The sequence below is a fragment of the Microbacterium sp. LKL04 genome, assembly GCF_900102005.1.
Classification (GTDB): Bacteria; Actinomycetota; Actinomycetes; order Actinomycetales; family Microbacteriaceae; genus Microbacterium.
On record NZ_LT627736.1, the window covers coordinates 1,564,995 to 1,591,023 of the forward strand.

The following is a 26,029-nucleotide window of genomic DNA, read 5'->3' on the forward strand; positions in this document are numbered from 1 at the left end:
TCTAGGTGCGCGGGCCGGGCGCGCTTAGACTGGAGGGATGCCGACTGTGCTGCTGACCGGATTCGAACCGTTCGCGGGCGACACCGTCAATCCGTCCGGTGACGCCGTCCGCGTGGTCGCGGATCGCTGGACCGGCTCTGAGCGTCTCGTCGCGGACGTTCTGCCCGTCACCTTCGAGGGCGCCATTGCCCGCATGGCGGCGCTGCTGGACGAGCACCGACCCGACGTCGTGGTCGCCACGGGACTGGCGGGCGGGCGCCACGCGGTGACCCCCGAGCGCGTCGCGGTCAACCTCGCCGACGCGTGGCTCCCCGACAACGCCGGCGCCCGTCCGCAGGATGCGCCGGTCGTCGAGGGCGGCCCGGCGGCCTACTTCGCCACCCTCCCCGTCAAGGCGATCCGGGCCGCGATCGGCGGTGCCGACATCCCCGCAGCGGTCTCGCACACCGCCGGCACGTTCGTCTGCAACGCGACGATGTACGCCGCGCTCCACGCGACCGCGGGGACGTCCGTGCGCGCGGGCTTCGTCCACGTGCCCTGGGCCGCGGAGACGGCGCCCGAGGGGATGCCTTCGCTCCCCTTCGATGAGATCGTCGACGCCCTCATGATCGCCGTCCGCGTGTGCCTCGACGTCGAGGTCGACGCAACCGGCCCCGGCGGGTCGGTGTCCTGACGAGCGGCCGCGCTCAGCGCCCGAAGATGTCGCCGAGGCCTGGGATCTCGAAGCCGCCGAGGTTCTCGCCGAAGCCCGAGACCTGCTCGCCGAGACCCGAGACGTGGTCGCCGACGCCGGAGAGCGCGTCCCCCGCGAGGCCCTCCAGATCGGCGCCCTGTGCGAGCGCATCGAGGTCGACACCCTGCGCGAGCGCGTCGAAGTCGACCCCGAGCCCGGCGGCCTGCGCGAGCAGCGGCCCCGCGACGGCGGTGACGATCGCACCGCCCGCGACGGCGCCGAGGATGCCTGCGCCCGCACCGATGGCGGCGCCGCCGGCGACGCGTCCCATGCCGGAACCGGTGCCCCCGCGGCCGCTCGCACGGGCCAACAGCCCCTTCAGCATCCCTGGCCGAGAGGCCTCGGTCCGCGCGGCGGCGCGCGCCAGATCAGTCGGGTCGGCGGAACGCGGCTGCTCGTGCGCCGGGAGCTCCGCCGCCATCCGCGCCTGCACGTGCGCTCGCTGCTCCGGGGTCAGCCGCCCGAAGGCCTCGCGGTGGATCTGCTCGACCTGCTGCGGGTCGGCGGTCTGCATGAGGTAGTCGTACCGCGCGATCGCCTGACGGTCCGCCGGCGCGAGAGCGCCGACCGAGCCGGGCGCGGGCGGCGGGGTGTAGCGGCCGTGCGAAGCGGATGCCGCCGGCGCGGGCGGCGGGGTGTACGCGCCCCGCGAGCCGGGCGACGTGTTCCCCTGCGCCGGCGCGGCGCCCTGGGATCGACCGTCGCCCGTGATGGCGTCTGCGGCGGACCGGACGACCGATCGCCAGTCTCCGGACGCACCGGACGTGCCGCCTGCGGAGGACGAGCCGGATGTCTTGTCGAGAGCCTTCGAGGCCATGCCGATCAGTCGAGAGAGCTTGCTCATGCCGACGACGGTATGCGTCCCCGTTATGGACCGGCTGGACGGACGACCTCAATCGCCTCCGATCGCATCCCGAGTCCTACACTGGCCGCGTGCCCCACCGTCGTGCTCGCCTCGTCTCCCCCGCCCAGTCGGAGCTGAAGGACGCGCTCGGCGCCCTCCGCGACGAGCTCGCGCTGCCGGACGCCTTCCCCTCGGACGTGCAGGCCGAAGCCGAGCACGCAGCGACCGCCGTGCCGACCGATCCGGCGGCGGCGGGGCTCGTCGACCTGCGCGGCATCCCGTTCCTGACGATCGACCCGGAGGGCTCTACCGACCTCGACCAGGCGATGCACATCGAGCGCGCCGGCGACGGCGCGGTCCTGCACTACGCGATCGCCGACGTCCCCGCCTACGTCACCTTCGGGGGCGCGGTGGATGCCGAGGCCCGCCGACGGGGGCAGACGATCTACGCCCCGGACGGCCGCGTGCCCCTGCATCCCGCCGTCCTGAGCGAAGACGCCGCTTCCCTCCTGCCGGACCGCGACCGCCGCGCCTTCGTATGGCGCTTCGAGTTGGATGCCGGTGCCCGCCCCACAACGACGACTCTCACCCGAGCAGTCGTCCGGTCTCGGGCGCAGTGGTCGTACGTCGACGCCCAGCGCGCGGTGGACGACGGGACCGCGCCCGACACGCTGAGGCACCTCGTCTGGTTCGGGGAGGAGCGAGCGCGTCGCGAGAGCGAGCGGGGCGGGGCGAGCCTGAATCTCCCCGAGACCCGCATCGCCCCGACGACGGACGGCTACACGCTCGACGTCGACGAGGGCGTCCCCCTCGAGGACGCGAACGCGCAGGTCTCGCTCATGACCGGCATGGCGGCCGCCGAGCTGATGATCGCGGGACGGGTGGGGATCCTCCGGACGATGCCCCCGGCATCCGATGAGGACGTCGCGGCCTTCCGTGCGCAGACCGTCGGATTCGGCCTCCCGTGGGCCGAGGGCGTCTCGTACGGCGACTACCTCCGGGACCTGCCGCGGACGCCGCTCGGCCGCGTCGTCCGCGAGCACGCCGCGGGGCTGTTCCGAGGCGCCGGCTACGCCGCATTCGACGGCGAGCTGCCCGAGCTCACGGAGCAGGCGGCGATCGCCGCCCCGTACGCGCACGTGACGGCACCGCTGCGACGTCTCGTCGATCGCTGGGCGCTGCTGGTGTGCGAGGCGCTCGCGAACAGGCGGGAGGTCCCGAACGAGGTGCGGTCGACCCTCGACGAACTGCCCTCGATCATGGGGCGGTCGTCGCAGCTCGCCGGGCGTCTGGACGCCGGTGCGGTCGATCGTGTCGAGGCCGCGCTCCTGCACGGCCGGGAGGGCGAGGTCTTCGAGGCCGTGGTCCTCCGGCGCCGTGACGACGGCGCGCGTGTCGCGCTGACGCAACCGCCCGTCGAGGCGACGGTGGCAGCAGTCGAGGGCGCACCGGGGAGCCTGGTGCGGGTGCGCCTGACGCGGACCGACATCGCCACGGGAACGACGGAATTCACGGCGGTCTGAGGCGGCCCGAGTTGCATTCGGACCCCGAACCCGCTGCAATATATTGCATGCCGGTCCCTGCCACTGCTTCGCCGCCGCGCCCGCTGCTGCGCGATGAGGTCCGCACGCGCCTCCGTGAAGCCATCGTCGACGGAACTCTCGCGCCCGGCGAGCAGCTCCGCGACGCCGAGCTCGCCGTCTGGCTCGGCGTCTCCCGCACCCCCGTCCGCGAGGCGCTCCTCGACCTCGCCCGCTCCGGGCTCGTCCAGGCGCTCCCCGGGCGGTCGACCGTCGTCTCCCCCGTCGAGGGTCGGGACGTGCAGGACGCCGCCGCGGTCGTCGCCGCCATGCATCGCGTCGCGGTCGTCGAGGCGACCCCGCTGCTCACCGACGGCGACATCCAGCGGATGCAGGAGGCCAATGACGCCTTCGTCGCTGCGCACGCCGCCGGTGACACCGACGCAGCCCTCGCTGCGGATCGTGCGTTCCACGCCGTCGCCGTGGAGCGTGCGTCGAACGCGGCGGTGCGCACCGTCCTCGCGCTTTACGGCCCCGTCCTCGAACGCGCCGAGCGGCTGCGTTTCGGATCTCACGACGCATCCGCATCCGCATCCCGACACGCCGACCTCATCCGACACTGCACCGCCCGTGACGCCCACGCCGCGGCATCCGTCGCCGAAGGCCTCTGGCTCGACCTCCTCACCGACACCACACCCCAGGAGACCCCGTGATCCTCGACCAGTTCCCCCGCCACCCGCTGACCTTCGGGCCGAGCCCCCTCCAGCATCTGAAGCGACTGACGCAGCACCTCGGCGGCGCGCAGGTGTGGGCCAAGCGCGAGGACGTCTCGAGCGGCCTGGCCTTCGGCGGCAACAAGACGCGCAAGCTCGAGTACATCGTGCCCGACGTGCTCGCGAGCGGCGCCGACACGATCGTCTCGATCGGCGGCTACCAGTCGAACCACACCCGCCAGGTCGCGGCCGTCGCCGCGCACCTCGGCCTCAAGGCGCGTCTCGTGCAGGAGAAGTGGGTCCCGTGGGACGAGCCGGTCAACGACAAGGTCGGCAACATCCTGCTGTCGCGCATGATGGGCGCGGACTCCCGCCTCGACGACGCCGGCTTCGACATCGGCATCCGGGACTCCTGGAAGCAGGCACTGCAGGACGTGGAGGATGCCGGTGGCACCCCCTACCCGATCCCCGCCGGCGCGTCGGAGCACCGCCTCGGCGGTCTCGGATTCGCGAACTGGGCCTTCGAGGTCGCCGAGCAGGAGAAGCAGTTCGGCGTCTTCTTCGACACGATCGTGGTCTGCACCGTGACCGGATCGACCCACGCGGGAATGATCGCCGGCTTCGCCGCCCTCGAAGAGCTCACCGGCGTGCGGCGCCGCGTCATCGGCATCGACGCGTCCGCCACGCTGCAGAAGACGCGCGACCAGGTCGCACGCATCGCCCGCAACACGGCGGAACTGATCGAGCTCGGCCGGGATCTGCGCGACGACGAGATCCAGGTGCTGGAAGGTTGGGCGGGCGACCTCTACGGCATCCCCGTCGACTCGACGATGTCGGCGATGGCGCTCGGAGCACAGCTCGAGGCGATGATCACCGACCCGGTCTACGAGGGCAAGTCGCTCGCCGGGCTCATCGACCTCGTGCAGAGCGGCGACATCCCGAAGGACTCGACCGTGCTCTACGCGCACCTCGGCGGGCAGCCGGCGATCAACGCCTACCACTCGCTCTGGAGCTGAGAACGTGGTCGGTCGGCTCCGCCTCAGCGCGAACCGAGCACGGCGAGGGCACGTTCCGCGACGTCCCGGGAGAAGTCGTCATCCGGGCCCCCGATCACCTCGAGCACGTTGACGCCGTCGGTCGCATACAGCAGTCCATGTGCATCGCCATCCGGATGGATGACCGCCTCGGTCGCGCCCGCAACGTCCACCGGCTCAACATGCGGCGACCTGGCCAGCGCGTCGAACATCCACCCGCCGCCCGGGTATGTGACGACCGAGAAGAGCCGGAACTCCTCGTCGGGCGCCATCCGCTCATGCGCAGAGTAGAAGGGACACAGCTGCGCGACTCCCGCCTCGGCGAACATCGTCTGCTCCGCCTGCTCCGATCCCTCGTAGAAGCCGAGCTCGAATCCGCCCTCGGCTAACTCGTCGAAGCGCATGGCGGTCGCGAATACGTCGCACGCGGGCTCGTTCCACCACGAGTCGGTCCGCGTCACCGGCTCGGCCGTTCCCGCCCCCGATGACGCCGACCGACCGACCGAATCGATCGCTTGCAGCAACGTATCCTCGGACGGGAGCAGGTCTGAGCGACCGTACGAAGAGGCGAGGATCCACCGTCCGTCGACCGACCGCGCGACGCGGCAGATCACCGCGTCGTAGGAAGGGGCGCACTGGCGGGAATCGAATGCACCCGCGAGCCGTTCCGTCACCTCGGCTTCTGGAAGCACCAGGACGGTGAGGTTCTGCTCTTCCGGCGTGAGCCATCGGCAGGAGAGGCCGCCGAGGGTTCCCTCGGGCTCCGGGTCGACGTACATGTCCGCCCCCGTTCTTGTTATGAACTCGTCCTCGTCCAGCCATCCCTCGCCGACGAGGTCGTCGAGTTGCGTCGCGTCGAGGACACGTGAACAGTCTCCTTCGTAATACCGCACCGGCTCGGTACGGCTGGCAGTCTCCGACCGTGAGGGCGACGGCGTCGCGGCCGGTTCCGTAACCTCGATGGGAGGCGCGGTCGGCGTCGCCTCGGGTGCCGCGCAGGCGGTCAATGTCAAGAAGGACAGCGTGACGACTACCAGGGCCGAGCTCAGACGCATGGCTACATCCTGTCAGGCGTGCCCCACGGGAGCAGTCAGTTCCGACATCGATTGGACATCGCCCATTTCGTGGCCGGTATACGTCGTCGGCTGCGGACGTCAGGAGGTGACGACCTGCGCCGTTCCCAGCGGAGCGTCCGGGCCCATCTCGTCGGCGAGACGGTTCGCCTCGGCGATGAGAGTCGCGACGATGTCCTCCTCGGGGACGGTCTTGACGACCTCGCCCTTGACGAAGATCTGACCCTTGCCGTTACCCGAGGCGACACCGAGGTCGGCGTCGCGCGCCTCACCGGGACCGTTGACGACGCATCCCATGACGGCGACGCGCAGCGGGACCGTCATGTCCTTGAGACCCTCGGTGACGTTGTCGGCCAGCGAGTAGACGTCGACCTGCGCGCGACCGCAGGACGGGCACGAGACGATCTCGAGCTTGCGCTCGCGGAGGTTCAGCGACTGCAGGATCTGGTGGCCGACCTTGACCTCTTCGGCGGGAGGCGCCGACAGCGAGACGCGGATGGTGTCGCCGATGCCCTCGCCGAGCAGGATGCCGAAGGCCGTCGCGCTCTTGATCGTGCCCTGGAACGCGGGTCCGGCCTCGGTCACGCCGAGGTGGAGCGGCCAGTCGCCCCGCTCGGCGAGCATGCGGTAGGCCTTCACCATCACGACGGGGTCGTTGTGCTTGACCGAGATCTTGAAGTCGTGGAAGTCGTGCTCTTCGAAGAGGGATGCCTCCCACACGGCGCTCTCGACGAGGGCCTCGGCCGTCGCCTTGCCGTACTTCTCGAGCAGTCGCTTGTCGAGCGAGCCCGCGTTGACACCGATGCGCAGCGACACCCCGGCGGCCTTCGCCGCAGCGGCGATCTGACCGACGTTACCGTCGAACTCGCGGATGTTGCCGGGGTTCACGCGCACCGCACCGCAGCCGGCGTCGATCGCGCTGTAGATGTACCGCGGCTGGAAGTGGATGTCGGCGATGACGGGGATCTGGCTCTTCATCGCGATGATCTTGAGCGCATCGGCGTCAGCCTGGTGGGGCACGGCGACACGGACGATCTCGCAGCCGGAGGCCGTGAGCTCGGCGATCTGCTGCAGGGTGGCGTTGATGTTCGTCGTGGGCGTCGTCGTCATCGACTGGACGCTGACGGGGGCGTCGCCGCCGACGAGGACCTTGCCGACCTTGATCTGACGACTCTTGCGGCGAGGCGCGAGGGTCTCCGGCACGCGGGGCATCCCGATGTTGACTGCTGGCACGACTCCAGCCTAAGCCGCTGGGGAGCGCGCGGCACGGTAGGCAGCCGCGAAAGCCGCCTGTGGTAGGTTCGCCCCATGTTCGCGAACCGCACGTGGTGGCGCCCCGCCTGAGGCGGACGCTGCGAGCATTCGACGACCGCCTGAGCTGAACGCCCGGCGGTCGTTTCTCGTTTTACCGGCGACCGCCCCGAACGGAAGAACCACCATGACCGGCACCGCCCCGATCATCCTCGCCGACCTCGCCGCCCGCGGTGTCCCCTTCGCCCTCCTCGCCCGCGATGGCGAAACCGTCGAGGTACTCACGGGCGACGTCATCGACGTCGAACTGCTCGCCGACATCCCCCTCACCGATGACGCCGGCGCAGGGCGCGAGGTCCTCGCCCTCGTGCCGTTCCGCCAGGTCGTCGAGCGCGGATTCGCGTGCCACGACGACGAGGCCCCCCTCCGCTGTCTCGTCGTCGGCGAGCGCCGCGCCCTCCCCCTGGCCGACGCCCTCGCGCAACTGCCGACGGCCCGCATCCCGCTCGAAGATGCCGGCTTCGACATCGACGACGAGTCGTACGCCGACATCGTCCGCCGCGTCATCGCCGACGAGATCGGCCGCGGTGAGGGCGCCAACTTCGTCATCCGCCGCGACTACGTCGCGGGCGTCGACGGCGACCCGCTCACCGCGGGCCTCACCTGGTTCCGCGCACTCCTCGAGCACGAACGGGGCGCGTACTGGACGTTCCTCGTCTCGACGCCGGACCACCTCGCCGTCGGCGCGAGTCCCGAGGCGCACGTGAGCGCCCAGGACGGCATCGTGACGATGAACCCCATCTCGGGGACCTTCCGGCACCCCGCCGGCGGCGCGACCGCCGAGACGCTCACCGAGTTCCTCTCCTCCACGAAGGAGACGGAGGAACTGTTCATGGTGGTCGACGAGGAACTGAAGATGATGTCGGCCGTCTGCAGCGACGGCGGCCGCATCACGGGGCCGCACCTCAAGGAGATGTCGCGCCTCACGCACACCGAGTACATGCTGCGCGGCACGAGCACGATGGACCCCCGCGACATCCTGCGCGAGACGATGTTCGCGCCCACCGTCACCGGTTCGCCGATGCAGAACGCCTGCACGGTCATCGCGCGGCACGAGCAGAGCCCCCGCGGCTACTACTCCGGGGTCGCCGCACTGTTCACGCCGCGCGCGGACGGCGGTCACGACCTCGATGCGCCCATCCTCATCCGCACCGCCTACGTCGTCGACGGCCGCCTGCGCGTCCCGGTCGGGGCGACGCTCGTGCGCCACTCCGACCCCTACGGCGAGGTGGGCGAGACGCACGGCAAGGCCGCCGGGGTCCTCGGTGCGATCGGCGCCATCCCCCGTGACACGGTCGTCGCCTCCCCGGTCGACGAGGATGCACCCGCCGCGGCGCGCCGGCCTCTCGGCGAGGACCCGGCGATCGCTGAGCTCCTCGCCTCACGCAACGCCCGCCTCGCCGCATTCTGGCTCAACCCGCAGGGCGAACCGAGCCGGGGACCGCTGGCCGGACGGACCGCTCTCGTGGTGGACGCCGAGGACCGCTTCACCACGATGCTCGCCCACCAGCTCCGCCACCTCGGCTTCGCCGTGACGATCGCGCACTGGTCGGAGGCGACGCCGGATGCCGTCGCGGCGGCCGACCTGGTGGTCTCGGGCCCCGGGCCCGGCGACCCCCGCGATGCGGACAGCGATCGGATCGCGCGCCTGCGCGAGGTCGTCGGAGCCCGCCTCGACGCGCGCGCGCCCCTCCTCGCCGTCTGTCTGAGCCATCAGGTCCTCGCCGACCGGCTGGGCATCGACCTCGCGCCGTTGGCGAGCCCGCACCAGGGGCTCCAGAAGACCGTCGACGTGTTCGGGGCCGCGGCATCCATCGGGTTCTACAACACCTTCACGGCACGCGTCGCGCCGGGGACCGACCGGGTGGGCGCGACCGACGTGGCCGCGGACGCCGTGACGGGCGATGTCTACGCGCTCCGAGGGCCCGGGTACGCGTCCGTGCAGGGCCACCTCGAGTCGATCCTGTCGCGGGACGGCCTGACGACCCTCGACCGGCTGGTCACGCACGCCCTCAGCCCCGTCGAGGGCTGAACCGGCGTCAGCCGAACAGCTGGACCGGGTTGACGATGTCGGCGAGGATCAGCGTGCCGCCCATGAGGACGAGACCGATCACGACGATGTAGGTCACCGGAATGAGCTTCGTGGCGTCGACCGGTCGCGGCGCGCGACGCCCCGTCAGCCGCGACCACACGCGCTTGAGTCCGTCCCAGAGCGCGACGACGATGTGGCCGCCGTCCAGCGGCAGCAGCGGCACGAGATTGAAGACGAACAGGGCGATGTTCAACGAGCCGAGCAGCGCGAGCATGCCCGAGACGCGGTTGAGGATCGGTGCGTCGGTCGCGGCGACCTCACCCGCGAGACGCCCGGCGCCCACGACAGAGAGGGGACCGTTCGGGTCGCGACCGGCACCGGTGAACGTGTCCACCGCGGTCTGGTACACGCGGGCGGGTAGCTGCCAGATGATGCCCATGACACGGCCGGTCTGCTCGATCGCTGCCTGCGGCCCCTCCCAGATCGGCTGAGGGACGTACGCGACGGTGGCGGACATGCCCACGAACCCCACCTCCGCGGTCGCCATGGTGCCGTCCGCCGCGGGCACCTCGCGCGTCGCGAGGACCGGGGTGACCTCGAGGGTCTGCCGCACACCATCGCGGTCGACGACGATCGGAAGCGTCTTCTCGGGAGACTTCTGGATGATCGCGGACGCCTCGGCGAAGGTGTCGACGGCGGTCCCGTCGACCGAGACGATGACATCTCCCGGACGGATGCCGGCGGCCGCCGCCGGCGACACCGGATCACCGGCCGCGCAGGCGGTCTTCGACGTCTGGGCGGGGAGGACGCATTCGTTCACGGCGGCAACCGTCGTGGTGGCGGTCTGCACACCGATCCCCGAGAACATGATCGCGAACAGGATGATCGCCAGGATGAGGTTCATGGCCGGTCCGCCCAGCATGATGATGACCCGCTTGTAGACGGGCAGGCGGTAGAAGGCGCGCTCACCGCCGTCGCCCTTGAGCGTCTCGTCGTTGACGACGCGGGCGTCCTGGATCATCGACTCGAACAACCGGCGGCGACGGGGGGTTCCCGTCTCGGGCTCGCCCTCGGCAGCGGCCTTCGAGGGAGGGTACATCCCGGCCATGGAGATGAATCCGCCGAGCGGCAGGAGGCGGAACCCGTACTCCGTCTCGCCGATCCTCCGGGAGAAGATCCGGGGACCGAAGCCGATCATGTACTGGCCGACACGGACGCCGAACGCCTTCGCCGGCGCCAGGTGTCCGACCTCATGGAGGGCGATCGACACGGCGAGTCCGACCACCAGCACGAGGACGCCGATGATGAATGCGAGAACGGTCACGAGCCGACGCTACCCCCGCTCACTATGAACCGGCGATGACCGACGCCCGCCGAGGTCTGCCCGCGACCGATCTAGGCTGGAGGGGTGATCCCCCGCCCCGCCGACCCTCGCCGCGCACGCGTCGCGCGAGCGGGCGGTGCCGCGGCGATCGCGACGCTCACCGCATCGGCCGCGCACACGCTCGGAGGCGGCACACCACCCGCTCCGTGGCTCGTGCTCACCGTGGCACTGCTGGCCTGGCCCGTCGCCCTCGCGATCGTGGGCTCGCGCCCGGGAGCATTCCGTACGGGCCTGGCGGTCGTGACCGCTCAGGCGATCCTGCACGGTGCGTTCGCCCTGGTGGGGGACGCGGTCCCGCAGGCGGGTGCGTCGACGCACCACCACGGCCTGCTGATCCTCGACCCGTCCACGGGAACAGGCATGGCGACCGGCACCGACATGCTGGCGGCCCACGTCATCGCGGGCATCGCGACCGCAGTGGCGGTGTGCCACGGCGAACGGATGCTGCGCGCCGTAGCCCGCGGCATCCGGCACCTCCTGCGCCCCACCGCACCTGCGCCGCTCTCCCCGATACCGGCGCCCGCGGCGGCCCTCCCGCAACCGCTGCGCCTTCGGCCGCGACTCGTCCTCGCCGACCTCTCCCGACGCGGGCCTCCCCGCTGAGCCTGCCGCGGCACCCGCGGCCCACGCTCACCATCCACCGGCGGACACGAATCCGCCTCTTTCAGGGAGACCCCCATCATGACCACTCGTCCTGCGCGCCGTTCGGCGCTCACCCTCACCGGCCTCGCCCTCGGCGGCGCCCTCGTCCTCGCCGCTCCGATGGCGGCATCCGCCCACGTCCACGTCCACGCCGACGGTGCCGCCGCCGGCGCGACCTCGCGGCTGGACTTCTCCTTCAGCCACGGCTGCGACGGCGCGGCGACCACCGCCCTCGTCTTCGACATCCCCCAGGGAGTCGACAACGTCACCCCCGTCGTCGACGGCGTGTGGAAGGTCAGTCGCGTCCTCGGCGAGAACAACGTGCCCACCCAGGTCACCTACACCGCGATCACCCCGATCGAGGACGGCCTCGCGGCCTCGGCCTCGTTCGATGCCCTCTTCTCGTCCAAGGTCGGCGGCACCGACGTCGCCTTCCCCGTCACGCAGCAGTGTGCGACGGGCGAGACCGAGTGGAACCAGATCGTGAAGGACGGCGAAGACCCCGAGACGCTGGAGTCGCCCGCCCCCGTCGTCGCGGTCGGCGCCGCCTCCGCGGCTTCGTCGGATCACGACGACGATGACCACGCCGCCGCCGCCGCACCGGCGGCGGCGGCGACCTCCACGGATCCGATCGCCACGTGGCTCGGCGGCGGAGCCCTCGTCCTCGGAGCCGCCGCGCTCGTCGTCGCGATCCTGAACCGCCGCAAGGTCTGACCCGGGCCGGCCGGAGGCCGGGTGCGATGATGGAGGGACCATGCAGAACCCCTCCGCTCCGCCCCCCGTCCTCCGGCCCTCGGCTCCGAAGGCCGTGCCCCTCGCCGACGTCGCGGCCCATCTGGGTCTCGACCGGCGCGCGGACGTCGAGGGTGTCGCCGTCCGCGGCGTGACGCTCGCCACGGCGGACCTCCGCCCCGGCGAGCTCTTCGTCGCCGTCCGCGGCGTGCACCGCCACGGGGCCGAGTTCGCGGGGGATGCGATCGCGCAGGGCGCCGTCGCGATCGTGACGGATGCCGCCGGCGCCGAACTCCTGCCGGAGCCCGGCGTCCCCGTCCTCGTGGTCGAGGACCCGCGCGCGATCCTCGGCAACCTGTCCTCGCTCGTCTACGGCACGGGAGCGGGAGCTTCCCTCCCCCCTCTTCTGGCGGTGACGGGCACGAACGGCAAGACCAGCGTCACCCACCTCATGGAGGGGATGCTGCAGGGCCTCGGCGTCGTCACGGGGCTCTCGTCGACGGCGGAGCGCCACATCGCCGGAGAGGTGATCCCGTCGCGGTTGACGACACCCGAGGCATCCGAGATGCATGCGCTCATCGGGCTCATGCGCGAGCGCGAAGTCGACGCGATCCTCGTCGAGGTCAGCGCTCAGGCTCTCACTCGGCATCGCGTCGATGGACTCCACTTCGACGTCGCGGGTTTCACCAACCTCTCGCACGACCACCTCGACGACTACGGGGACATGACCGAGTACCTCGCGGCAAAAGCCGCGCTCTTCACGCCGGCACGCGCGCGGCGGGCCGTGATCTGCGTCGACCAGCCGGCGGGAATGGAGATCGCGGCGACCGCCGGCATCCCTGTCACGACGGTCCTCACCCCCGCGATCGCGGAAGACCCGGCCGTCGGCGCGGACTGGCGGGTCGAGATCATCTCGGAGACCCCCGAGGGCACCACCTTCACGCTGACCGGCCCCTCGGGCGCGCTGACGACGACCGTCCCGGTCATCGGCCCGCACATGGCCTCGAACGCGGGCCTCGCGATCGTCATGCTGCTCGAGGCCGGGTGGGAGTGGACGGCGCTGACGGGGCTCCTCCACGGTCGTCGCATCGAGGCTCACCTCCCCGGCCGCATCGAGCGACTGTCCGGCGACCGCGGTCCCGCGCTCTACCTCGACTTCGGTCACTCCCCCGACGCGTTCGCCAAGACGCTCGACGCGGTGCGACGGGTCACAGCCGGTCGCGTCATCATGGTCTGCGGAGCGAACGGCGACCGCGACACGACCAAGCGAGCCGACATGGGCGCCGTCGCGGCCCTCGGGAGTGACATCCTCGTCATCACCGACCAGCATCCCCGCTCCGAGGATCCCGCCCTGATCCGTCGTGCCCTCATCGACGGCGCCCGCGCGGCAAGGCCCGACGTCGTCGTGCACGAGGTGACTCCCCCGGAGGAGGCGATCGCGACGGCCGTCTCGCTGGCCGGCGACGGCGATGCGATCCTGTGGGCGGGGCCGGGGCACCAGCACTACCGGGAGATCCGCGGCGTACGGACGCCGTTCGACGCTACGGGCGCCGCGCAGGACGCCCTCCGCCGAGCCGGGTGGCCCGTCGCCGGCTGAGGCGAGGTCAGCGCTCGGCGATCATCCGATCGGCCGTCGCCCGGGCCCACCTCTCGGCGTCGGCCAACGATTCGCGGGTCAGTTCGCTCGGGGCTTCATGGGCGTCGACGACGCGGGAGATCGTGTCGACGATGCCGAGGAACGGGAGCGCACCCTCGTGGAAGGCGTCGACGGCCTGCTCGTTGGCGGCGTTGAAGACGGCGGGATAGGTCGCACCGGCGACGCCGACCTGCTTGGCGAGCGCGACACTCGGGAAGGCGTCGACGTCGAGGGGCTCGAAGGTCCACGTCGACGCCGTCGTCCAGTCCAGCGGAGCGCCGACGCCGGCGACCCGGTGCGGCCAATCGAGGGAGAGGGAGATGGGGAGGCGCATGTCGGGCGGGGATGCCTGAGCGATCGTCGACCCGTCGATGAACTCCACCATCGAGTGGACGATCGACTGCGGGTGGACGGTGACATCGATGCGGTCGTAGGGGACGTCGAAGAGGAGGTGCGCCTCGATGACCTCGAGCCCCTTGTTCACGAGCGTCGCGGAGTTGGTCGTCACGACGCGCCCCATGTCCCAGGTCGGATGCGCAAGGGCCTCGCGGGGCGTCACACCATGCAGCTGATCGCGTGAACGCCCGCGGAACGGTCCACCCGAAGCGGTGAGGACGAGCCGGCGCACCTCCACGGCATCGCCCGACCGGAGGCACTGCGCGATGGCGGAGTGCTCGGAGTCGACCGGGACGATCTGACCGGGGGCCGCGAGCTTCGTCACGAGCGGCCCGCCGACGATGAGGGACTCCTTGTTGGCGAGCGCGAGGATCGCTCCGGTCTCGAGAGCCGCGAGCGTCGGCCCGAGCCCCACGGATCCGGTGATGCCGTTGAGGACGACGTCGGCCTCGACGCTTCGCACCAGCCGTTCGGCCTCAGCCGAGCCCAGAGCCGTCTCGGAGACCCCGAACTCGTCGGCCTGCGCCTGCATCCCGTCGCGATCACGCCCGGCGGCCAGGCCGACGACCTCGAAACGATCGCGGTTCGCGCGGATGACATCGAGTGCCTGCGTTCCGATCGAGCCGGTGGAACCCAGGATCAGGATGCGTCGCATAGCCCTCACCCTATCGGCGGGCGCCGAAGCTCCCGCCGATGGATCACTCCTCGGGCGAACCCGCGGTGGGAGACTGCGCGCCGAGGATGTCGACCACGAACACGATCGTCTCGCCCTTCAGGTCGGTCTCGTTGATCTTGCCCTCGCCGTACCCGTCGGCCGGCGGGATCACGACGAGGACCTGGGAACCCACGGTCTGGCCTTCGAGGGCCTTCTGGAATCCCGGCACGTACTGCGTCGTGGGGTACGCGATCGGCGAGCCCTTCTCCCACGTCGAGTCGAACGTCGCACCGTTCGACCAGCGCACGCCCGTGTACTGGATGAGGGCGTAGTCACCCTTGTTGACGGTGTAGCCGTCGCCCTTCTTCAGGACGGCGACCTCGGTCTTCGCGGGCGGATCCTGCCCCTCGGGGATCGTGACCTTCGGTGCTCCGTTGTCGGCGAGAGCCACCGTCGGGAAGCCAGCGGGTGCGCCCTGGGGCTCACCCCATGCCGCCGTCGGGACGGTGCCGAGCAGATCGAGTACGTAGACCTCGGCCTGAGCCTTGTCCGTGGCGGGGAAGGTGGCGACGACGCGCGTGCCGATCTTGCCGCATCCGAACACCTGACCGAGGACGGAGTTGGCCGACAGCTGCGACGGGAGGAATTCGCCGGGCGTGTAACCGACGGTGGCGAGCTCTTCGCCGGTCTTCGCGTTGTACGCCGTCATCGCGTACGAGACGAACTCGCCGGGCTTGACGGCAGCGCCCTTGCCCTCGTCGAGCACGGTGACCTCGAGCTCCTTCGGCTCCAGCGGGGTCGAGAACGTCGCCTTCGAGGGCTTTCCGGCCTCACCGTCGACCTTGACGGAGTCGGATGCCGAGCCGGAAGGCGCCGCCGCAGCGCACAGGTCGGCAGCCGCAGTCCCGGTGGGCTGAGCGGAGCCCTGACCGGAGGCGCACCCGGCCAGGATGAGGACGGCCGCAGCGGCGGCGGACAAGGCGGCAAGGGGACGAAGACGCACGGAAGAACCTCACAGAGATACGGGGAGTCGCTCCATCCTCCCTCAGGTTCTTTTGTCCGGGGTGTGAGTCGGGTCCCGATTCGTCCGCGGACCGGCGCATCCGCCATGTCGGGAGGTGCATGGGTTTGGCAGTACCCTCTTGTGGTGACCGAAGCGCCGACTCCCCCCGAGACCTCCGCCGAGTCGTCCGCCGAAGAACTCGCCCGCGCCGGCGGCCTCTACTACCTCGTACGTTGGGGAATCGGACCGCTCGCCCGCCTGATCTACCGCCCCCGCATCGAGGGAGCGAACAACATCCCCCGGTCCGGCCCGATCATCCTCGCCAGCAACCACCTGAGCTTCATCGACTCGTTCGTGCTGCCGCTGTTCGCACCGCGCCCCGTGTACTTCCTCGCCAAGTCGAGCTACTTCGACGGCGGCGGTGTGAAGGGCTGGTTCAGCAACCGCTTCTTCCGCGCTCTCGGCGCCACGCCCGTCCAGCGCGGGGCCGGGCAGGCCGCCCTCGACGCACTGGACCAGCAGCGCCGCATCCTGCAGTCGGGAAAGGCCATCGCGCTCTACCCCGAGGGCACGCGCTCGCTGGACGGACGTCTGTACAAGGGTCGCACCGGTGTCGCCTTCCTCGCGCTCGAGACCGGGGCGAAGGTCGTCCCCGTCGGGATCGTGGGGACCAACGACGCGATGCCGGTCGGCGCCAAGTGGCCGCGAGTGTCGCCGCGCGTGACCATCCGGTACGGCGAGCCGATCGACCTGTCGTCCCACGGCTCGGCTGCGTCGGGGCGGGCCAGGCGTCAGGCGACCGATGACATCATGTCCGCGATCCACGCGCTCTCCGGTCAGGAGCTCGCAGGCGCGTACAACGAGGTGCCGGCGCAGAACCCCGTCGAACGCCTCAAGCAGGTCCTCCCCCACGAGCGCCGCTGAGCGGCCGGTGAAGGCCGGAGCTCATCCGGCGGTGACGACCGCTTCGTGGCGCACGGGGAAGTTGACGGAGTTCGCGATGAAGCACCACTCGTTCGCCTGACGGTGGGCGGCTTCGGCCGCGGGGATCATGCCCTCGTCGGCGACGGTCACCCGCGGGTGGAGAGTGACCTCGCGGAAGGCGCCCCCGCCCATGCCGTCGAGCACCATGGTTCCCGTCGCGTCGTCCTCGTAGGACGTGACGACGACGCCCGCCGTGACGCAGGCGTGGAGGTAGGACAGCAGGTGGCACTCGGACAGCGCTGCGAGAAGCAGATCCTCGGGGTTCCACCGCGTCCGGTCGCCGCGGAACGGTCGATCGCTCGAGCCGAGGAGCTCCGGCTTCCCGTCGACGCGCAGGGTGACGTCGCGGTCGTAGTCGCGGTATCCGCTTGTTCCCGTGCCCCGGTCTCCGGTCCATCGTGTGTTCACTCGGTAGTGGTGTTCGTCGTGCACGCGGCCAGTCTCGCATGGGCGGTACCGCGGGCGGGCCGAGAGCGCTGGGTAGGCTGGGCGGGTGCCTGAGACCTTCGCTGTGACGGATGCCGTCGAACTCGCCGTCGTCGAGCGGAGCGGCTTCGTCGAGTCCCGCCACGCGGGTTCGGCGATCGTGCTCGACCCCGACGGAGGCGTCGTGTCGTCTCTCGGCGCCGTCGAAGCGGCGATACTGCCGCGATCCGCGCTCAAGCCGATGCAGGCGCTCGCCAGTGTCTCGGCGGGAGCTCACCTCGAAGGGGTGCACCTCGCCGTGGCGACGGCGAGCCACTCGGGCACCGACCGCCACGTCGCGCTCGTGACCGACATCCTGAGCGCGGCGGGTGTCGCCGAGGATGCGCTGCTGTGTCCACCCTCGTGGCCCGGTGATGCCGCTGCCCGCGACGAGATGACGCGCGAGCTCCTCGGCCCTCAGCGGGTGAGGATGAACTGTTCGGGCAAGCACGCGGCGATGCTGCTGGCCTGCCACGTCAACGGCTGGGACATGGCGACCTACCTCGACCCGCAGCATCCGCTTCAGGTCCACACCCGCGAGGTCGTGGAACGGTTGACCGGCACGAAGATCACGGCGACGGCGGTCGATGGATGCGGCGCGCCGGTGCACGCGATGAGTCTCGCCGCGCTCGCCCGGGCCGTGCACCGCATCGGGGCCTCCTCCGAGCGGTCTCCGTTCGCTCTGCACCGCAGCGCCGGCGCCCTCGTGCGGGCGGTCCGTGAGAACCCGTGGGTGATCCAAGGCCCCGGTCAGCCGGACTCGATCGTGACGGAACGGCTGGGCGTGTTCGCCAAGCACGGCGCAGAAGGGGTCATGTCGATGGTCGCTCCCGACGGGACGACCGTGGTACTCAAGATGCTCGACGGCAGCAATCGCGCGGGCGTCGTCACGGCGTTGACCCTCCTCGTCCGCGCGGGCGCTCTGCAGGCCGCGGATGTCGCCCGCACGCTCGGCGAGCTCCCGTTGACCGTCGCCGGCGGGGGCCGGGACGTCGGCGTCATCCGTCCCACCGTCTGAGCCGCGCCGGCGCTACTGTCACTCGTCCTCGAGCAGCACACGACGCACCGCGCGCTCGGGAGCGTGCAGCCACGCGCGCCCTGCGCTCGGCAGCACGAACGGCGGCAGATCTCGGGATCCGACGAGGGAGCGGTACTCGTTCGCGCACGCGGCGTCGATGACGAGGTCCGCATCGGCCCGGGCCGCCGCGAGCAGACGCCACTGCGCGAGCCACGCATCGGGTGAACCGACCAGCACACCGCCACGCTCGAGGGTCGCGCTCGCATCGACGGGTGTGACGGCGACCCCCAAGCGTTCCCACGCGGCGGTCAGCCGGCGTGACCGCGGACCGGTGGGCAGGATGACGGCAGCCGGACGCCGACCCGGCTGCCACGGTGCCGGCGTCGGCACCTGCGGAACCTCGTCAGCTCCCGCCGCATCGACGACCTGCACGAGGGTGCGCCCGAGACGACCGCGACCGGGAGGGAGATCCGGAAGATAATCCGCTGCCTCCCCGCCCGCTGCGACATGATCAGCGCGGGACGCGGTCCCCAGGATCAGTCGCCGCGGCACGAGATCGAGCAGGCGCCCGACGCCCGCTCCCACCCGCTGGGTCGTGATCACGATCCGGATGCCGCGTGCACGCGCTCCGCGCAGCCCATGCTCCAGCGCATCGGCCGCCGCCGCCCCGTACTCGCCGGGCAGCCCCGACAGCACCGCATCGAGGTCGTCGACGACCACCGTCGCGCCGCGCGGAGTGCGCTCGAGCGCGACGAGGGCATCCCACGCCCCCTCGGGATCCGGAGGCACCCTCAACACGGCCGTCTGGGCCGCCACTGCCCGCACCACTCCGGTCCGCCCACTGCCGGGACCCCCGATCACCACCAGCGCAGGATCACGCCAGACCACTTCCTGCTGCCGCTGCTGGTCCGGCTCATCCGCCACGGCGAGCAGGACGCCGTCGCGCGCCTGAGATGACTCCAGCGGGATGTGCGCGGGCAGGGCGGGGAGCCACGGCTTTCGGGCACGCGCGCCCCGATGGCGTTCCGCGGACGCCGTGACGATATCGGGCTCGCACAGCGCGACGCGCACCACGTGCGGCGCGGTGTCTCGACTCCGGCGGACGAGAGCCGTGCCGCGCGACTCGGGACGGCCGGACAGCCGACACGCGTCGTCGACGCCGAGCACGGCGCGGGAGTCCGCACCGTCCGCGACGCGAAGCGCGATCCGCAGGGGGGCGTTGGCGAGGACAGCGTCGCGGAACACGCCGTTCGCACGCTGCGCCGCCAAGATCAAGTGGATGCCGAGGGCGCGTCCCCGGGCCGCGAGATCGCCGAACACGTCGTGCAGGACCGGGTGTGCGGCGACGAGCGCGGCGTACTCGTCGACGACGATCACGAGGCGCCCGAGGACCTCGCCCGCCTCGTCGACATCACGTGCGCCGACGGTGGCGAGAGTCCGCTCGCGGTACCGCACTTCGGCGCGAAGACTCTCGATCGCTCGCAGCGTCGTCGGCTCGTCGAGGTCGGTCAGCACCCCGGTGACATGCGGCAACGGCGCGAGGTGGTCGAACGTCCGACCTCCCTTGAAATCGACGAGGAGGAACCCGAGCTGGGCGGGCGTGTGGGCGGCGCACAGCGCCACGACCCAGGACGTGAGCAGTTCGCTCTTTCCCGCCCCCGTCATCCCGATCACGACGGCATGCGGCCCGTCGGCGACGAGATCGATGGGGAAGGCGACCCCGCCCGCGCCGGCGAACGCCGCGGGGAGCGTCCCCGCTCGGGCGATCGGCGCCGCCTGCAGTGCGTCGCGGAGCGTGAGCGCGTCATCGGCCGTGTGTCCGAGTGCACGGGCCGCACGATCGGCGAGGAGCTGTGCCACACGGGCAGCCTGTGTAGCGCCGACGAGGCCGACGGTCACCTCGCGGGTGCGCCCCTCGAGGTCGAGGCGCGCCGTCGTCGGGCTCGTCATCCGGAGCACGGCGCCGCACCGAGGCGGGGGCGGGGCGCCCTCGGGGACGACGACGAGCGGGATGTCGACATCGCCGCCCACGACACCTCCCGCCTCGAGGATCTGCAGCAGGGGGCCGATCGCAGCGGAGCGGTGGGGCGCGGCATCCGTCCATGCGGGTCCGTCGTCGCCCAGGCGCACGCGGCCCGGCGCCAGACACAGCAGAACGTTCAGCGCGAGCGCGCGGACGACCGAGGCGGTTAGGACGGGTGGGCCGATCACAGCCACGCCCGTGTCGATGGAGACGAGGACCGGGACGTCCTCGACGACGCCGGCGCTGCGTCGGAGCGCAGTGGCGTCGTCGTCGCCGTCACCACCCGAGACGCGGATCGTGCTGGTGTCCTCCCCGGAGCCGACGACGAGCATGTGTTCGCGCTCGGGGACAGCGCGCCAGATCGACTCGGGCCGCGCGAGGAATCGTGAGACGTCGGGATGCGTCGCCCACCGCTGCTCGCGCTCCTCGTCATGGCGTCTGGCCACCTCAGCCTCGGCCGCCGCCAGTTCGCGCGACACCGCCACCGCGTCTTTCCGCGCCGTGCGGCGGGACGTCCGCGCCGCGTCCGCGACGGACGCGATCGCGATGAGTGGCCCGAGCGCGGCGAACAGGAGCGCGTAGGCGGAGCCGGTCACCGCCCAGAGGACGACGGCCCCGATGACGGGGACGACCGCCGTCATCACCGGGAGCGGCGGTCGGGGTGTCGGGGCAGCACGACGTGGCAGGGTCAGCGGGTCATCGCGAGTGAGGGTGGACACCCGTCCACGATGCGCGGAGTACCGAGGGGGCCGCTGCGCGAGGCCACGACCTGTGGACGGATCCGGTCAGGTGCCGGCCGGGGAGGAGATCTCGGCCGTGGCGGTGTCGTCGTCTGCCGACAGCACGCGCGCGCTCACGACGATGATCGTGACGTTGTCGCGGCCGCCGTTCTCCAGCGCCGCCTCGAGCATCGCATCGACCGCTGCGGCCGGGTCGTCGTTCTGCAGCAGGAAGTGGAGGATGCCATAGTCGGTCAGCTCCTTCGTGAGCCCGTCGCTGCAGACGACGAAGCGGTCGCCGTCGACGACTTCGAGCCGGACGTAGTCGGGGACCACTCCGTCGCTCGGACCCACGGCACGGGTGATGACGTTGCCGTACGGATGGTTCTCGGCCTCTTCGGGGCTGAGGCGACCCGCCGCGATGAGTTCTTGGACCACGGAGTGATCGGTCGTCACCTGTGCGAGCGCACCGTCACGCATCAGATATACGCGTGAATCGCCGATGTTGAGCGTGACCCACGTCGGTTCGTCGCCGGTGAGGTCGAGATAGACGCCGGTGACCGTCGTCCCGGTACCGTCGTCGGTCGTCTCGGCATGCGACGCGATGTCGTCGACCGCGCGCTCGAGCGCGTCCTCGATCACGTCGGGCGACACAGTGCCCCGCTCGACCGCCGCGGACAGGCGCTCGACCGTCCGCGAGCTCGCGATCTCGCCGCCGATGTGACCGCCCATGCCGTCGGCGACGACGAACAGCGGGAACGCCGACAGCACGGCATCCTGATTGTTCTCGCGACGACGCCCCTGATGGGTGACCTCGGCCCAGCGCACCTCGATGGAACCCGCGCCCGTACGGACGACGCGGGATGAGGTGACGGCTTCGGGCACGCTCCCACCCTTCTTCCTGATCGGCGCAGCGTCCTCACACTCTAGTCGACGGCGCCCCCGTCATCATGCGGCACAACCCGTTGCCATCGACTCGATACGCCCAGTACGGTTTCGCTGAGCCAGCGCGAACGCGCTGAACGTCGCCGCAGCGGCGTCGCCGAAAGAAGGGCACATCGATGTCAGACCCGAACACGCCGCCGAGTGACGGCCCCGCGTCTCCCCCTCCGGCAGGCGCCCCGACGCCCCCGACGGGCCAGAGCCCCGGTGGATACTCCGCCCCGCCTCCTCCGCAGCAGCCGTACGGGCAGCAGCCTCCCCCGCAGCAGCCGTATGGCCAGCAGCCGCAGCAGCCGTATGGCCAGCAGCCCCAGCAGCCCTACGGCCAGCAGCCGTACGCACAGGCACCCGCCGGCGCGCCGTTGCCTCCCGACCAGGACAAGCAGTGGGCATCCTTCGCCCACTTCGGCGGCATCATCGGGTTCCTGCCGGCACTGATCATCTGGCTGGTCTTCAAGGACCGGGGGCCGCGCACCAACACCGAGGGGAAGGAAGCCCTCAACTGGCAGATCACGTTCACCATCGCGATCATCGTCGCCAACATCGCCGCGCTGGTGCTGGGCTGGATCCCGGTCATCGGATGGATCATCGGGCTCCTCCCCCTCGCCATCTGGGTCGTCAACATCGTGTTCTCGATCCTGGGAGGAGTGCGCGTGAACGCCGGCGGGAGCTATCGCTACCCGGTGACGCTCCGCCTCATCTCGTAATCGACGGCACGACGAGTTCCAGCTCGCCGACCGCCGATGGGCGCAGGACGATCTCTTCGTCCTGCGCCCATCGCATGAGCGCGGCGGTGTCCGTCACGACCGGCCGGGTGAGAGCCAGCCGGCGCACCAGCTCCCCCTTCGCGTGTTTGTTGAAGTGGTTGAGCGCACGGACCGCACCGTCAGGACCCTCCGAGACCACGCGGACATACGCGTGCGGGATGCCGGTCGGTACCGGACCCAAGGCCGCATACGCCTCGGAACGCAGATCGAGCACGAACGAGGGGGATGCCGCGGCGATCGCGGCACCCACGGCATCCGCCCACACCGATCGCATCGAGGGCAAGCCGGGAACACGGATGCCCGCGCCCAGACGGTAGGCGGGCAGCGGGTCGAGCGCCCCGACGATGCCGAACGGCGCGGAGTGGATGGCGACGTGGGATGCGAGCCACTGCCGTGCGGACGCGTCGAGCGACGGTGCGTCGAGGGCGTCGAACAGGACCCCGGTGTAGCGGTCGGCCGCGGGAAGGGTCGGTGAGCTGCGCAGCGCGGCGTTGACAGTGATCTCGGACCGCTGTCGCTCGGAGAGTTTCAGCACGCGGGCCGCGGTGTGCTCTTCTGCACTCAGCGCGACGAGGGCGTCGATCACTCGCTCGCGCTCTGCGCTGAGGCCACCGAAGCGCACGGAGTCAGCCCGCCACGGCGGCCCGTCGCCACCCGGGCGCTTCGTCTCGGACGGCGGAAGCAGGATCAGCACGGTGCGACCTCCAGGGAAAAGCGCAGCGCCGCCCGGCGAACCGGGCGGCGCTGCGTGAAAGGGTGTCAGGACTGCAGGGCTGCGTTCCCGGCCACGATGGTGAGCTCGTCGTTCTCCATCGAGAGGAAGCCGTCCTCCGCGGTCGCGACGATTTTCTCGCCGTTGGACTGCGTGATGCGGACCTGTCCCTCGGCGAGGATGGCGAGCACGGGCTCGTGACCGGCCATGAAGCCGATCTCGCCCTCGACCGTCTTGGCGACGACGAGGCTCGCCTCGCCGTGCCAGACCTCCGCCTCAGCGGAGACGAGGGTGACGGTCAGCGCCATCTCAGCCGTTCTCCTTCTGGATCTGCGCCCACTTCTCTTCGACGTCGGAGATGCCACCGACGTTGAAGAAGGCCTGCTCGGCGACGTGGTCGAAGTCACCCTTGACGATCGCGTCGAACGACTCGATGGTCTCCTTGATCGGGACCGTGGAGCCCTCGACACCGGTGAACTTCTTGGCCATGTAGGTGTTCTGCGAGAGGAACTGCTGGATGCGACGTGCGCGCGACACGACGATTTTGTCCTCTTCGGAGAGCTCGTCGACACCGAGGATCGCGATGATCTCCTGTAGCTCCTTGTTCTTCTGCAGGATCTGCTTCACCGAGGTGGCCACACGGTAGTGGTCCTCACCGATGTAGCGCGGGTCGAGGATGCGGCTCGTCGAGGTCAGCGGGTCGATCGCGGGGTACAGACCCTTCGATGCGATCTCACGCGAGAGCTCGGTGGTCGCGTCGAGGTGGGCGAACGTGGTCGCCGGAGCCGGGTCGGTGTAGTCGTCGGCGGGGACGTAGATCGCCTGCAGCGAGGTGATCGAGTGACCGCGGGTCGACGTGATGCGCTCCTGGAGCACACCCATCTCGTCGGCGAGGTTCGGCTGGTAACCGACGGCGGAGGGCATGCGGCCCAGCAGCGTCGAGACCTCGGAGCCGGCCTGCGTGAAGCGGAAGATGTTGTCGATGAACAGGAGGACGTCCTGCTTCTGGACGTCGCGGAAGTACTCCGCCATCGTCAGCGCCGACAGGGCGACGCGCAGACGCGTCCCCGGCGGCTCGTCCATCTGGCCGAACACGAGGGCCGTCTTGTCGAAGACACCCGCCTCTTCCATCTCGCCGATGAGGTCGTTGCCCTCACGGGTGCGCTCACCGACACCGGCGAACACCGACACACCACCGTGATCCTGCGCGACGCGCTGGATCATCTCCTGGATGAGGACGGTCTTGCCGACGCCGGCACCACCGAAGAGGCCGATCTTTCCACCCTGAACGTACGGGGTGAGCAGGTCGATGCTCTTGATGCCGGTCTCGAACATCTCCGTCTTGGACTCGAGCTGGTCGAAGTTCGGCGCCTGGCGGTGGATGCCCCAGCGCTCGGTGACCTCGATGGTCTCGCCCGGGGCGGCGTTCAGGACGTCACCCGTGACGTTGAAGACCTTGCCCTTGGTGACGTCGCCGACGGGGACCGTGATGGGGCCGCCGGTGTCGCGCACCTCCTGGCCGCGGACCATGCCGTCGGTGGGCTTCAGCGAGATGGCGCGGACGAGGTCGTCGCCGAGGTGCTGCGCGACCTCGAGCGTGATCTCGGTCGACTCGCCGTCGATCGTGATGGTGGTCTTCAGGGCGTTGTAGATCTCGGGGATCGAGTCGTGCGGGAACTCGATGTCGACGACCGGGCCGGTGACGCGCGCGACGCGACCGACGACGGAGGTCTCCGTCTTCTCAGCGGTGAGGCTCATGGCTTCTCTTCTTTCGTGTGGTCTATTTGCCCGACGCCAGCGCGTCGGCGCCGCCGACGATCTCGGCGATCTGCTGCGTGATCTCCGCCTGACGCGCGTTGTTGCGCAGGCGGGTGTAGTCGGTGATGAGCTTGTCGGCGTTGTCGCTGGCGGACTTCATCGCCTTCTGCGTGGCGGCCTGCTTCGCGGCGGACGATTGCAGCAGAGCGTTGAAGACGCGGCTCTGCACGTACACCGGGAGAAGCGCATCGAGCACCGTCTCGGCATCCGGTTCGAACTCGTAGAGCGGGTAGACCTGGCTGGATGCCGTGTCCTCCGCCTCGACGACCTCGAGCGGCAGGAGACGAGTCGTCTCGGGCGTCTGCGTCATCATGCTGACGAAGCGGTTGTAGACGAGGTTGATCTCGTCGACGCCGCCCTCACCGCCGCCGAGCTCGTACGCGGCGATCAGCGCCGCCGCGATCTCCTCGGCCGTCGAGAACGCGGGGGTGTCGGTGTCGCCGATCCACTCCCCCGCCGACGCGATACGACGGAACTGGAAGAAGCCGACGGGCTTCCGACCCACGAGGTAGTAGACGGGTTCGACGCCCTGGCTGCGTAGCAGCTCGCCGAGCTGCATCGCTTCGCGGATGACCTGCGAGTTGAACGCGCCGGCCAGGCCCCGGTCCGAGCCGAAGACGACGACGGCGGACCGTCGGATCTGCTCCCGCTCGGTGGTCAGCGGGTGCTGCACGTTCGAGTGCGTCGACACGGCGGAGACGGCACGCGTCACGGCACGCGCGAAGGGGTTGGACGCGCGGACGCGTGCCATCGCCTTCTGGATGCGCGAAGCCGCGATGAGTTCCATCGCCTTCGTGATCTTCTTGGTCGTCTGAGCAGAAGAGATCTTCTGCTTGTAGACCCTGAGTTGTGCGCCCATTGGTTATGAGTCTC

Annotated in this window: 24 protein-coding genes; 11 read left to right on the forward strand and 13 right to left on the reverse strand. The window is 70.6% G+C overall.

Annotation, left to right across the window (positions count from 1 at the left end; translation table 11 throughout):
• Window positions 1–37: 37 nt before the first annotated feature.
• Window positions 38–673 carry a pyroglutamyl-peptidase I gene (gene pcp / locus BLP38_RS07720; RefSeq protein WP_172824677.1) on the forward strand — a complete coding sequence of 212 codons (636 nt, stop codon included), beginning with the start codon at window positions 38–40 and terminating at the stop codon, window positions 671–673.
• Between the two features lie 13 nt (window positions 674–686).
• Here pcp and BLP38_RS07725 read toward each other — a convergent pair whose 3' ends face one another.
• Window positions 687–1,577 carry a cation-transporting ATPase gene (locus BLP38_RS07725; protein ID WP_091355472.1) on the reverse strand — a complete coding sequence of 297 codons (891 nt, stop codon included), beginning with the start codon at window positions 1,575–1,577 and terminating at the stop codon, window positions 687–689.
• A gap of 89 nt (window positions 1,578–1,666) precedes the next feature.
• On the opposite strand from BLP38_RS07725, the gene BLP38_RS07730 reads away from it, so the two are divergent.
• From BLP38_RS07730 to BLP38_RS07740, 3 genes are read left to right on the forward strand one after another with little or no spacing between them, the layout of a single operon-like run.
• On the forward strand, window positions 1,667–3,100 hold the full coding sequence (locus tag BLP38_RS07730; RefSeq protein ID WP_231916460.1) for an RNB domain-containing ribonuclease: 1,434 nt from the start codon (window positions 1,667–1,669) through the stop codon (window positions 3,098–3,100).
• A 47-nt stretch (window positions 3,101–3,147) separates the two neighbouring features.
• Window positions 3,148–3,810 (forward strand): GntR family transcriptional regulator, encoded by a 663-nt coding sequence (locus BLP38_RS07735; RefSeq protein WP_091355480.1) that lies wholly within the window; start codon window positions 3,148–3,150, stop codon window positions 3,808–3,810.
• Window positions 3,807–4,826, forward strand: coding sequence for a 1-aminocyclopropane-1-carboxylate deaminase (locus tag BLP38_RS07740; RefSeq protein ID WP_091355483.1), 1,020 nt, complete (start codon window positions 3,807–3,809; stop codon window positions 4,824–4,826). Before BLP38_RS07735 ends, BLP38_RS07740 begins: the two co-directional genes overlap by 4 nt.
• Window positions 4,827–4,849: 23 nt before the next feature.
• Here BLP38_RS07740 and BLP38_RS07745 read toward each other — a convergent pair whose 3' ends face one another.
• Together BLP38_RS07745 and ispG are read right to left on the reverse strand one after the other, a co-directional pair.
• Window positions 4,850–5,737 (reverse strand): hypothetical protein, encoded by an 888-nt coding sequence (locus BLP38_RS07745; protein ID WP_157681081.1) that lies wholly within the window; start codon window positions 5,735–5,737, stop codon window positions 4,850–4,852.
• Between the two features lie 261 nt (window positions 5,738–5,998).
• Window positions 5,999–7,129, reverse strand: coding sequence for a flavodoxin-dependent (E)-4-hydroxy-3-methylbut-2-enyl-diphosphate synthase (ispG, locus tag BLP38_RS07750; protein ID WP_091355490.1), 1,131 nt, complete (start codon window positions 7,127–7,129; stop codon window positions 5,999–6,001).
• Window positions 7,130–7,355: 226 nt separating this feature from the next.
• Between ispG and BLP38_RS07755 the strand changes: the two genes are divergently transcribed.
• A complete protein-coding gene (locus BLP38_RS07755; RefSeq protein ID WP_091355494.1) occupies window positions 7,356–9,260 on the forward strand; it encodes a chorismate-binding protein in 1,905 nt (634 codons plus the stop codon).
• A gap of 7 nt (window positions 9,261–9,267) precedes the next feature.
• Here BLP38_RS07755 and BLP38_RS07760 read toward each other — a convergent pair whose 3' ends face one another.
• On the reverse strand, window positions 9,268–10,584 hold the full coding sequence (locus BLP38_RS07760) for a M50 family metallopeptidase (protein WP_091355497.1): 1,317 nt from the start codon (window positions 10,582–10,584) through the stop codon (window positions 9,268–9,270).
• An 84-nt stretch (window positions 10,585–10,668) separates the two neighbouring features.
• Between BLP38_RS07760 and BLP38_RS07765 the strand changes: the two genes are divergently transcribed.
• The 3 genes from BLP38_RS07765 (at window position 10,669) to BLP38_RS07775 (ending at window position 13,615) form a co-directional block, all read left to right on the forward strand.
• The gene (locus BLP38_RS07765) at window positions 10,669–11,247 is read left to right on the forward strand and encodes a hypothetical protein (protein ID WP_091355500.1); all 579 of its coding nucleotides are present in this window, start codon (window positions 10,669–10,671) and stop codon (window positions 11,245–11,247) included.
• A gap of 78 nt (window positions 11,248–11,325) precedes the next feature.
• A complete protein-coding gene (locus BLP38_RS07770; RefSeq protein WP_091355503.1) occupies window positions 11,326–12,000 on the forward strand; it encodes a DUF1775 domain-containing protein in 675 nt (224 codons plus the stop codon).
• 40 nt (window positions 12,001–12,040) lie between these two features.
• Complete coding sequence (locus BLP38_RS07775) at window positions 12,041–13,615, forward strand: Mur ligase family protein (protein WP_091355507.1); 1,575 nt, start codon at window positions 12,041–12,043, stop codon at window positions 13,613–13,615.
• 7 nt (window positions 13,616–13,622) lie between these two features.
• Here BLP38_RS07775 and dxr read toward each other — a convergent pair whose 3' ends face one another.
• Window positions 13,623–14,705 carry a 1-deoxy-D-xylulose-5-phosphate reductoisomerase gene (dxr, locus tag BLP38_RS07780; RefSeq protein ID WP_091355511.1) on the reverse strand — a complete coding sequence of 361 codons (1,083 nt, stop codon included), beginning with the start codon at window positions 14,703–14,705 and terminating at the stop codon, window positions 13,623–13,625.
• Between the two features lie 43 nt (window positions 14,706–14,748).
• A complete protein-coding gene (locus BLP38_RS07785) occupies window positions 14,749–15,708 on the reverse strand; it encodes an FKBP-type peptidyl-prolyl cis-trans isomerase (protein ID WP_091355517.1) in 960 nt (319 codons plus the stop codon).
• 144 nt (window positions 15,709–15,852) lie between these two features.
• Between BLP38_RS07785 and BLP38_RS07790 the strand changes: the two genes are divergently transcribed.
• Window positions 15,853–16,632 (forward strand): lysophospholipid acyltransferase family protein, encoded by a 780-nt coding sequence (locus BLP38_RS07790; RefSeq protein ID WP_091359670.1) that lies wholly within the window; start codon window positions 15,853–15,855, stop codon window positions 16,630–16,632.
• 21 nt (window positions 16,633–16,653) lie between these two features.
• Here the strand turns inward: BLP38_RS07790 and BLP38_RS07795 are convergent, their stop codons facing one another.
• The gene (locus tag BLP38_RS07795; protein ID WP_091355521.1) at window positions 16,654–17,124 is read right to left on the reverse strand and encodes an OsmC family protein; all 471 of its coding nucleotides are present in this window, start codon (window positions 17,122–17,124) and stop codon (window positions 16,654–16,656) included.
• Window positions 17,125–17,185: 61 nt separating this feature from the next.
• Here BLP38_RS07795 and BLP38_RS07800 point away from each other — a divergent pair, with 61 nt between their 5' ends.
• The gene (locus BLP38_RS07800; RefSeq protein WP_091355524.1) at window positions 17,186–18,175 is read left to right on the forward strand and encodes an asparaginase; all 990 of its coding nucleotides are present in this window, start codon (window positions 17,186–17,188) and stop codon (window positions 18,173–18,175) included.
• A gap of 18 nt (window positions 18,176–18,193) precedes the next feature.
• Here the strand turns inward: BLP38_RS07800 and BLP38_RS07805 are convergent, their stop codons facing one another.
• Both BLP38_RS07805 and BLP38_RS07810 read right to left on the reverse strand, forming a co-directional pair.
• Window positions 18,194–20,917 (reverse strand): FtsK/SpoIIIE domain-containing protein, encoded by a 2,724-nt coding sequence (locus BLP38_RS07805; RefSeq protein ID WP_157681082.1) that lies wholly within the window; start codon window positions 20,915–20,917, stop codon window positions 18,194–18,196.
• Between the two features lie 66 nt (window positions 20,918–20,983).
• Complete coding sequence (locus tag BLP38_RS07810) at window positions 20,984–21,802, reverse strand: PP2C family protein-serine/threonine phosphatase (RefSeq protein ID WP_091355532.1); 819 nt, start codon at window positions 21,800–21,802, stop codon at window positions 20,984–20,986.
• Window positions 21,803–21,978: 176 nt separating this feature from the next.
• On the opposite strand from BLP38_RS07810, the gene BLP38_RS07815 reads away from it, so the two are divergent.
• Complete coding sequence (locus BLP38_RS07815; protein WP_091355535.1) at window positions 21,979–22,566, forward strand: DUF4870 domain-containing protein; 588 nt, start codon at window positions 21,979–21,981, stop codon at window positions 22,564–22,566.
• On the opposite strand, the gene BLP38_RS07820 is transcribed toward BLP38_RS07815, so the two are convergent.
• The 4 genes from BLP38_RS07820 to BLP38_RS07835 form a co-directional block, all read right to left on the reverse strand.
• Window positions 22,556–23,320 (reverse strand): YaaA family protein, encoded by a 765-nt coding sequence (locus tag BLP38_RS07820; protein ID WP_091355539.1) that lies wholly within the window; start codon window positions 23,318–23,320, stop codon window positions 22,556–22,558. The genes BLP38_RS07815 and BLP38_RS07820 overlap by 11 nt on opposite strands.
• 65 nt (window positions 23,321–23,385) lie before the next feature.
• On the reverse strand, window positions 23,386–23,646 hold the full coding sequence (locus BLP38_RS07825) for a F0F1 ATP synthase subunit epsilon (RefSeq protein ID WP_018188622.1): 261 nt from the start codon (window positions 23,644–23,646) through the stop codon (window positions 23,386–23,388).
• A gap of 1 nt (window position 23,647) precedes the next feature.
• Window positions 23,648–25,096, reverse strand: coding sequence for a F0F1 ATP synthase subunit beta (atpD, locus tag BLP38_RS07830; protein ID WP_091355546.1), 1,449 nt, complete (start codon window positions 25,094–25,096; stop codon window positions 23,648–23,650).
• A 22-nt stretch (window positions 25,097–25,118) separates the two neighbouring features.
• Window positions 25,119–26,015, reverse strand: coding sequence for a F0F1 ATP synthase subunit gamma (locus BLP38_RS07835; protein ID WP_091355550.1), 897 nt, complete (start codon window positions 26,013–26,015; stop codon window positions 25,119–25,121).
• Window positions 26,016–26,029 lie beyond the last annotated feature (14 nt).

What these genes read in the sequence shown, in the direction of transcription:
- BLP38_RS07775 (WP_091355507.1), top strand. Translation starts at nt 12,041, where the DNA reads ATGCAGAACCCCTCCGCTCCGCCCCCCGTCCTCCGGCCCTCGGCTCCG.
- BLP38_RS07815 (WP_091355535.1), top strand. Translation starts at nt 21,979, where the DNA reads ATGTCAGACCCGAACACGCCGCCGAGTGACGGCCCCGCGTCTCCCCCT.
- BLP38_RS07725 (WP_091355472.1), bottom strand. Translation starts at nt 1,577, where the DNA reads ATGAGCAAGCTCTCTCGACTGATCGGCATGGCCTCGAAGGCTCTCGAC.
- BLP38_RS07835 (WP_091355550.1), bottom strand. Translation starts at nt 26,015, where the DNA reads ATGGGCGCACAACTCAGGGTCTACAAGCAGAAGATCTCTTCTGCTCAG.
- BLP38_RS07770 (WP_091355503.1), top strand. Translation starts at nt 11,326, where the DNA reads ATGACCACTCGTCCTGCGCGCCGTTCGGCGCTCACCCTCACCGGCCTC.
- BLP38_RS07825 (WP_018188622.1), bottom strand. Translation starts at nt 23,646, where the DNA reads ATGGCGCTGACCGTCACCCTCGTCTCCGCTGAGGCGGAGGTCTGGCAC.
- pcp (WP_172824677.1), top strand. Translation starts at nt 38, where the DNA reads ATGCCGACTGTGCTGCTGACCGGATTCGAACCGTTCGCGGGCGACACC.
- dxr (WP_091355511.1), bottom strand. Translation starts at nt 14,705, where the DNA reads ATGCGACGCATCCTGATCCTGGGTTCCACCGGCTCGATCGGAACGCAG.
- ispG (WP_091355490.1), bottom strand. Translation starts at nt 7,129, where the DNA reads ATGCCCCGCGTGCCGGAGACCCTCGCGCCTCGCCGCAAGAGTCGTCAG.
- BLP38_RS07735 (WP_091355480.1), top strand. Translation starts at nt 3,148, where the DNA reads ATGCCGGTCCCTGCCACTGCTTCGCCGCCGCGCCCGCTGCTGCGCGAT.
- BLP38_RS07755 (WP_091355494.1), top strand. Translation starts at nt 7,356, where the DNA reads ATGACCGGCACCGCCCCGATCATCCTCGCCGACCTCGCCGCCCGCGGT.
- atpD (WP_091355546.1), bottom strand. Translation starts at nt 25,096, where the DNA reads ATGAGCCTCACCGCTGAGAAGACGGAGACCTCCGTCGTCGGTCGCGTC.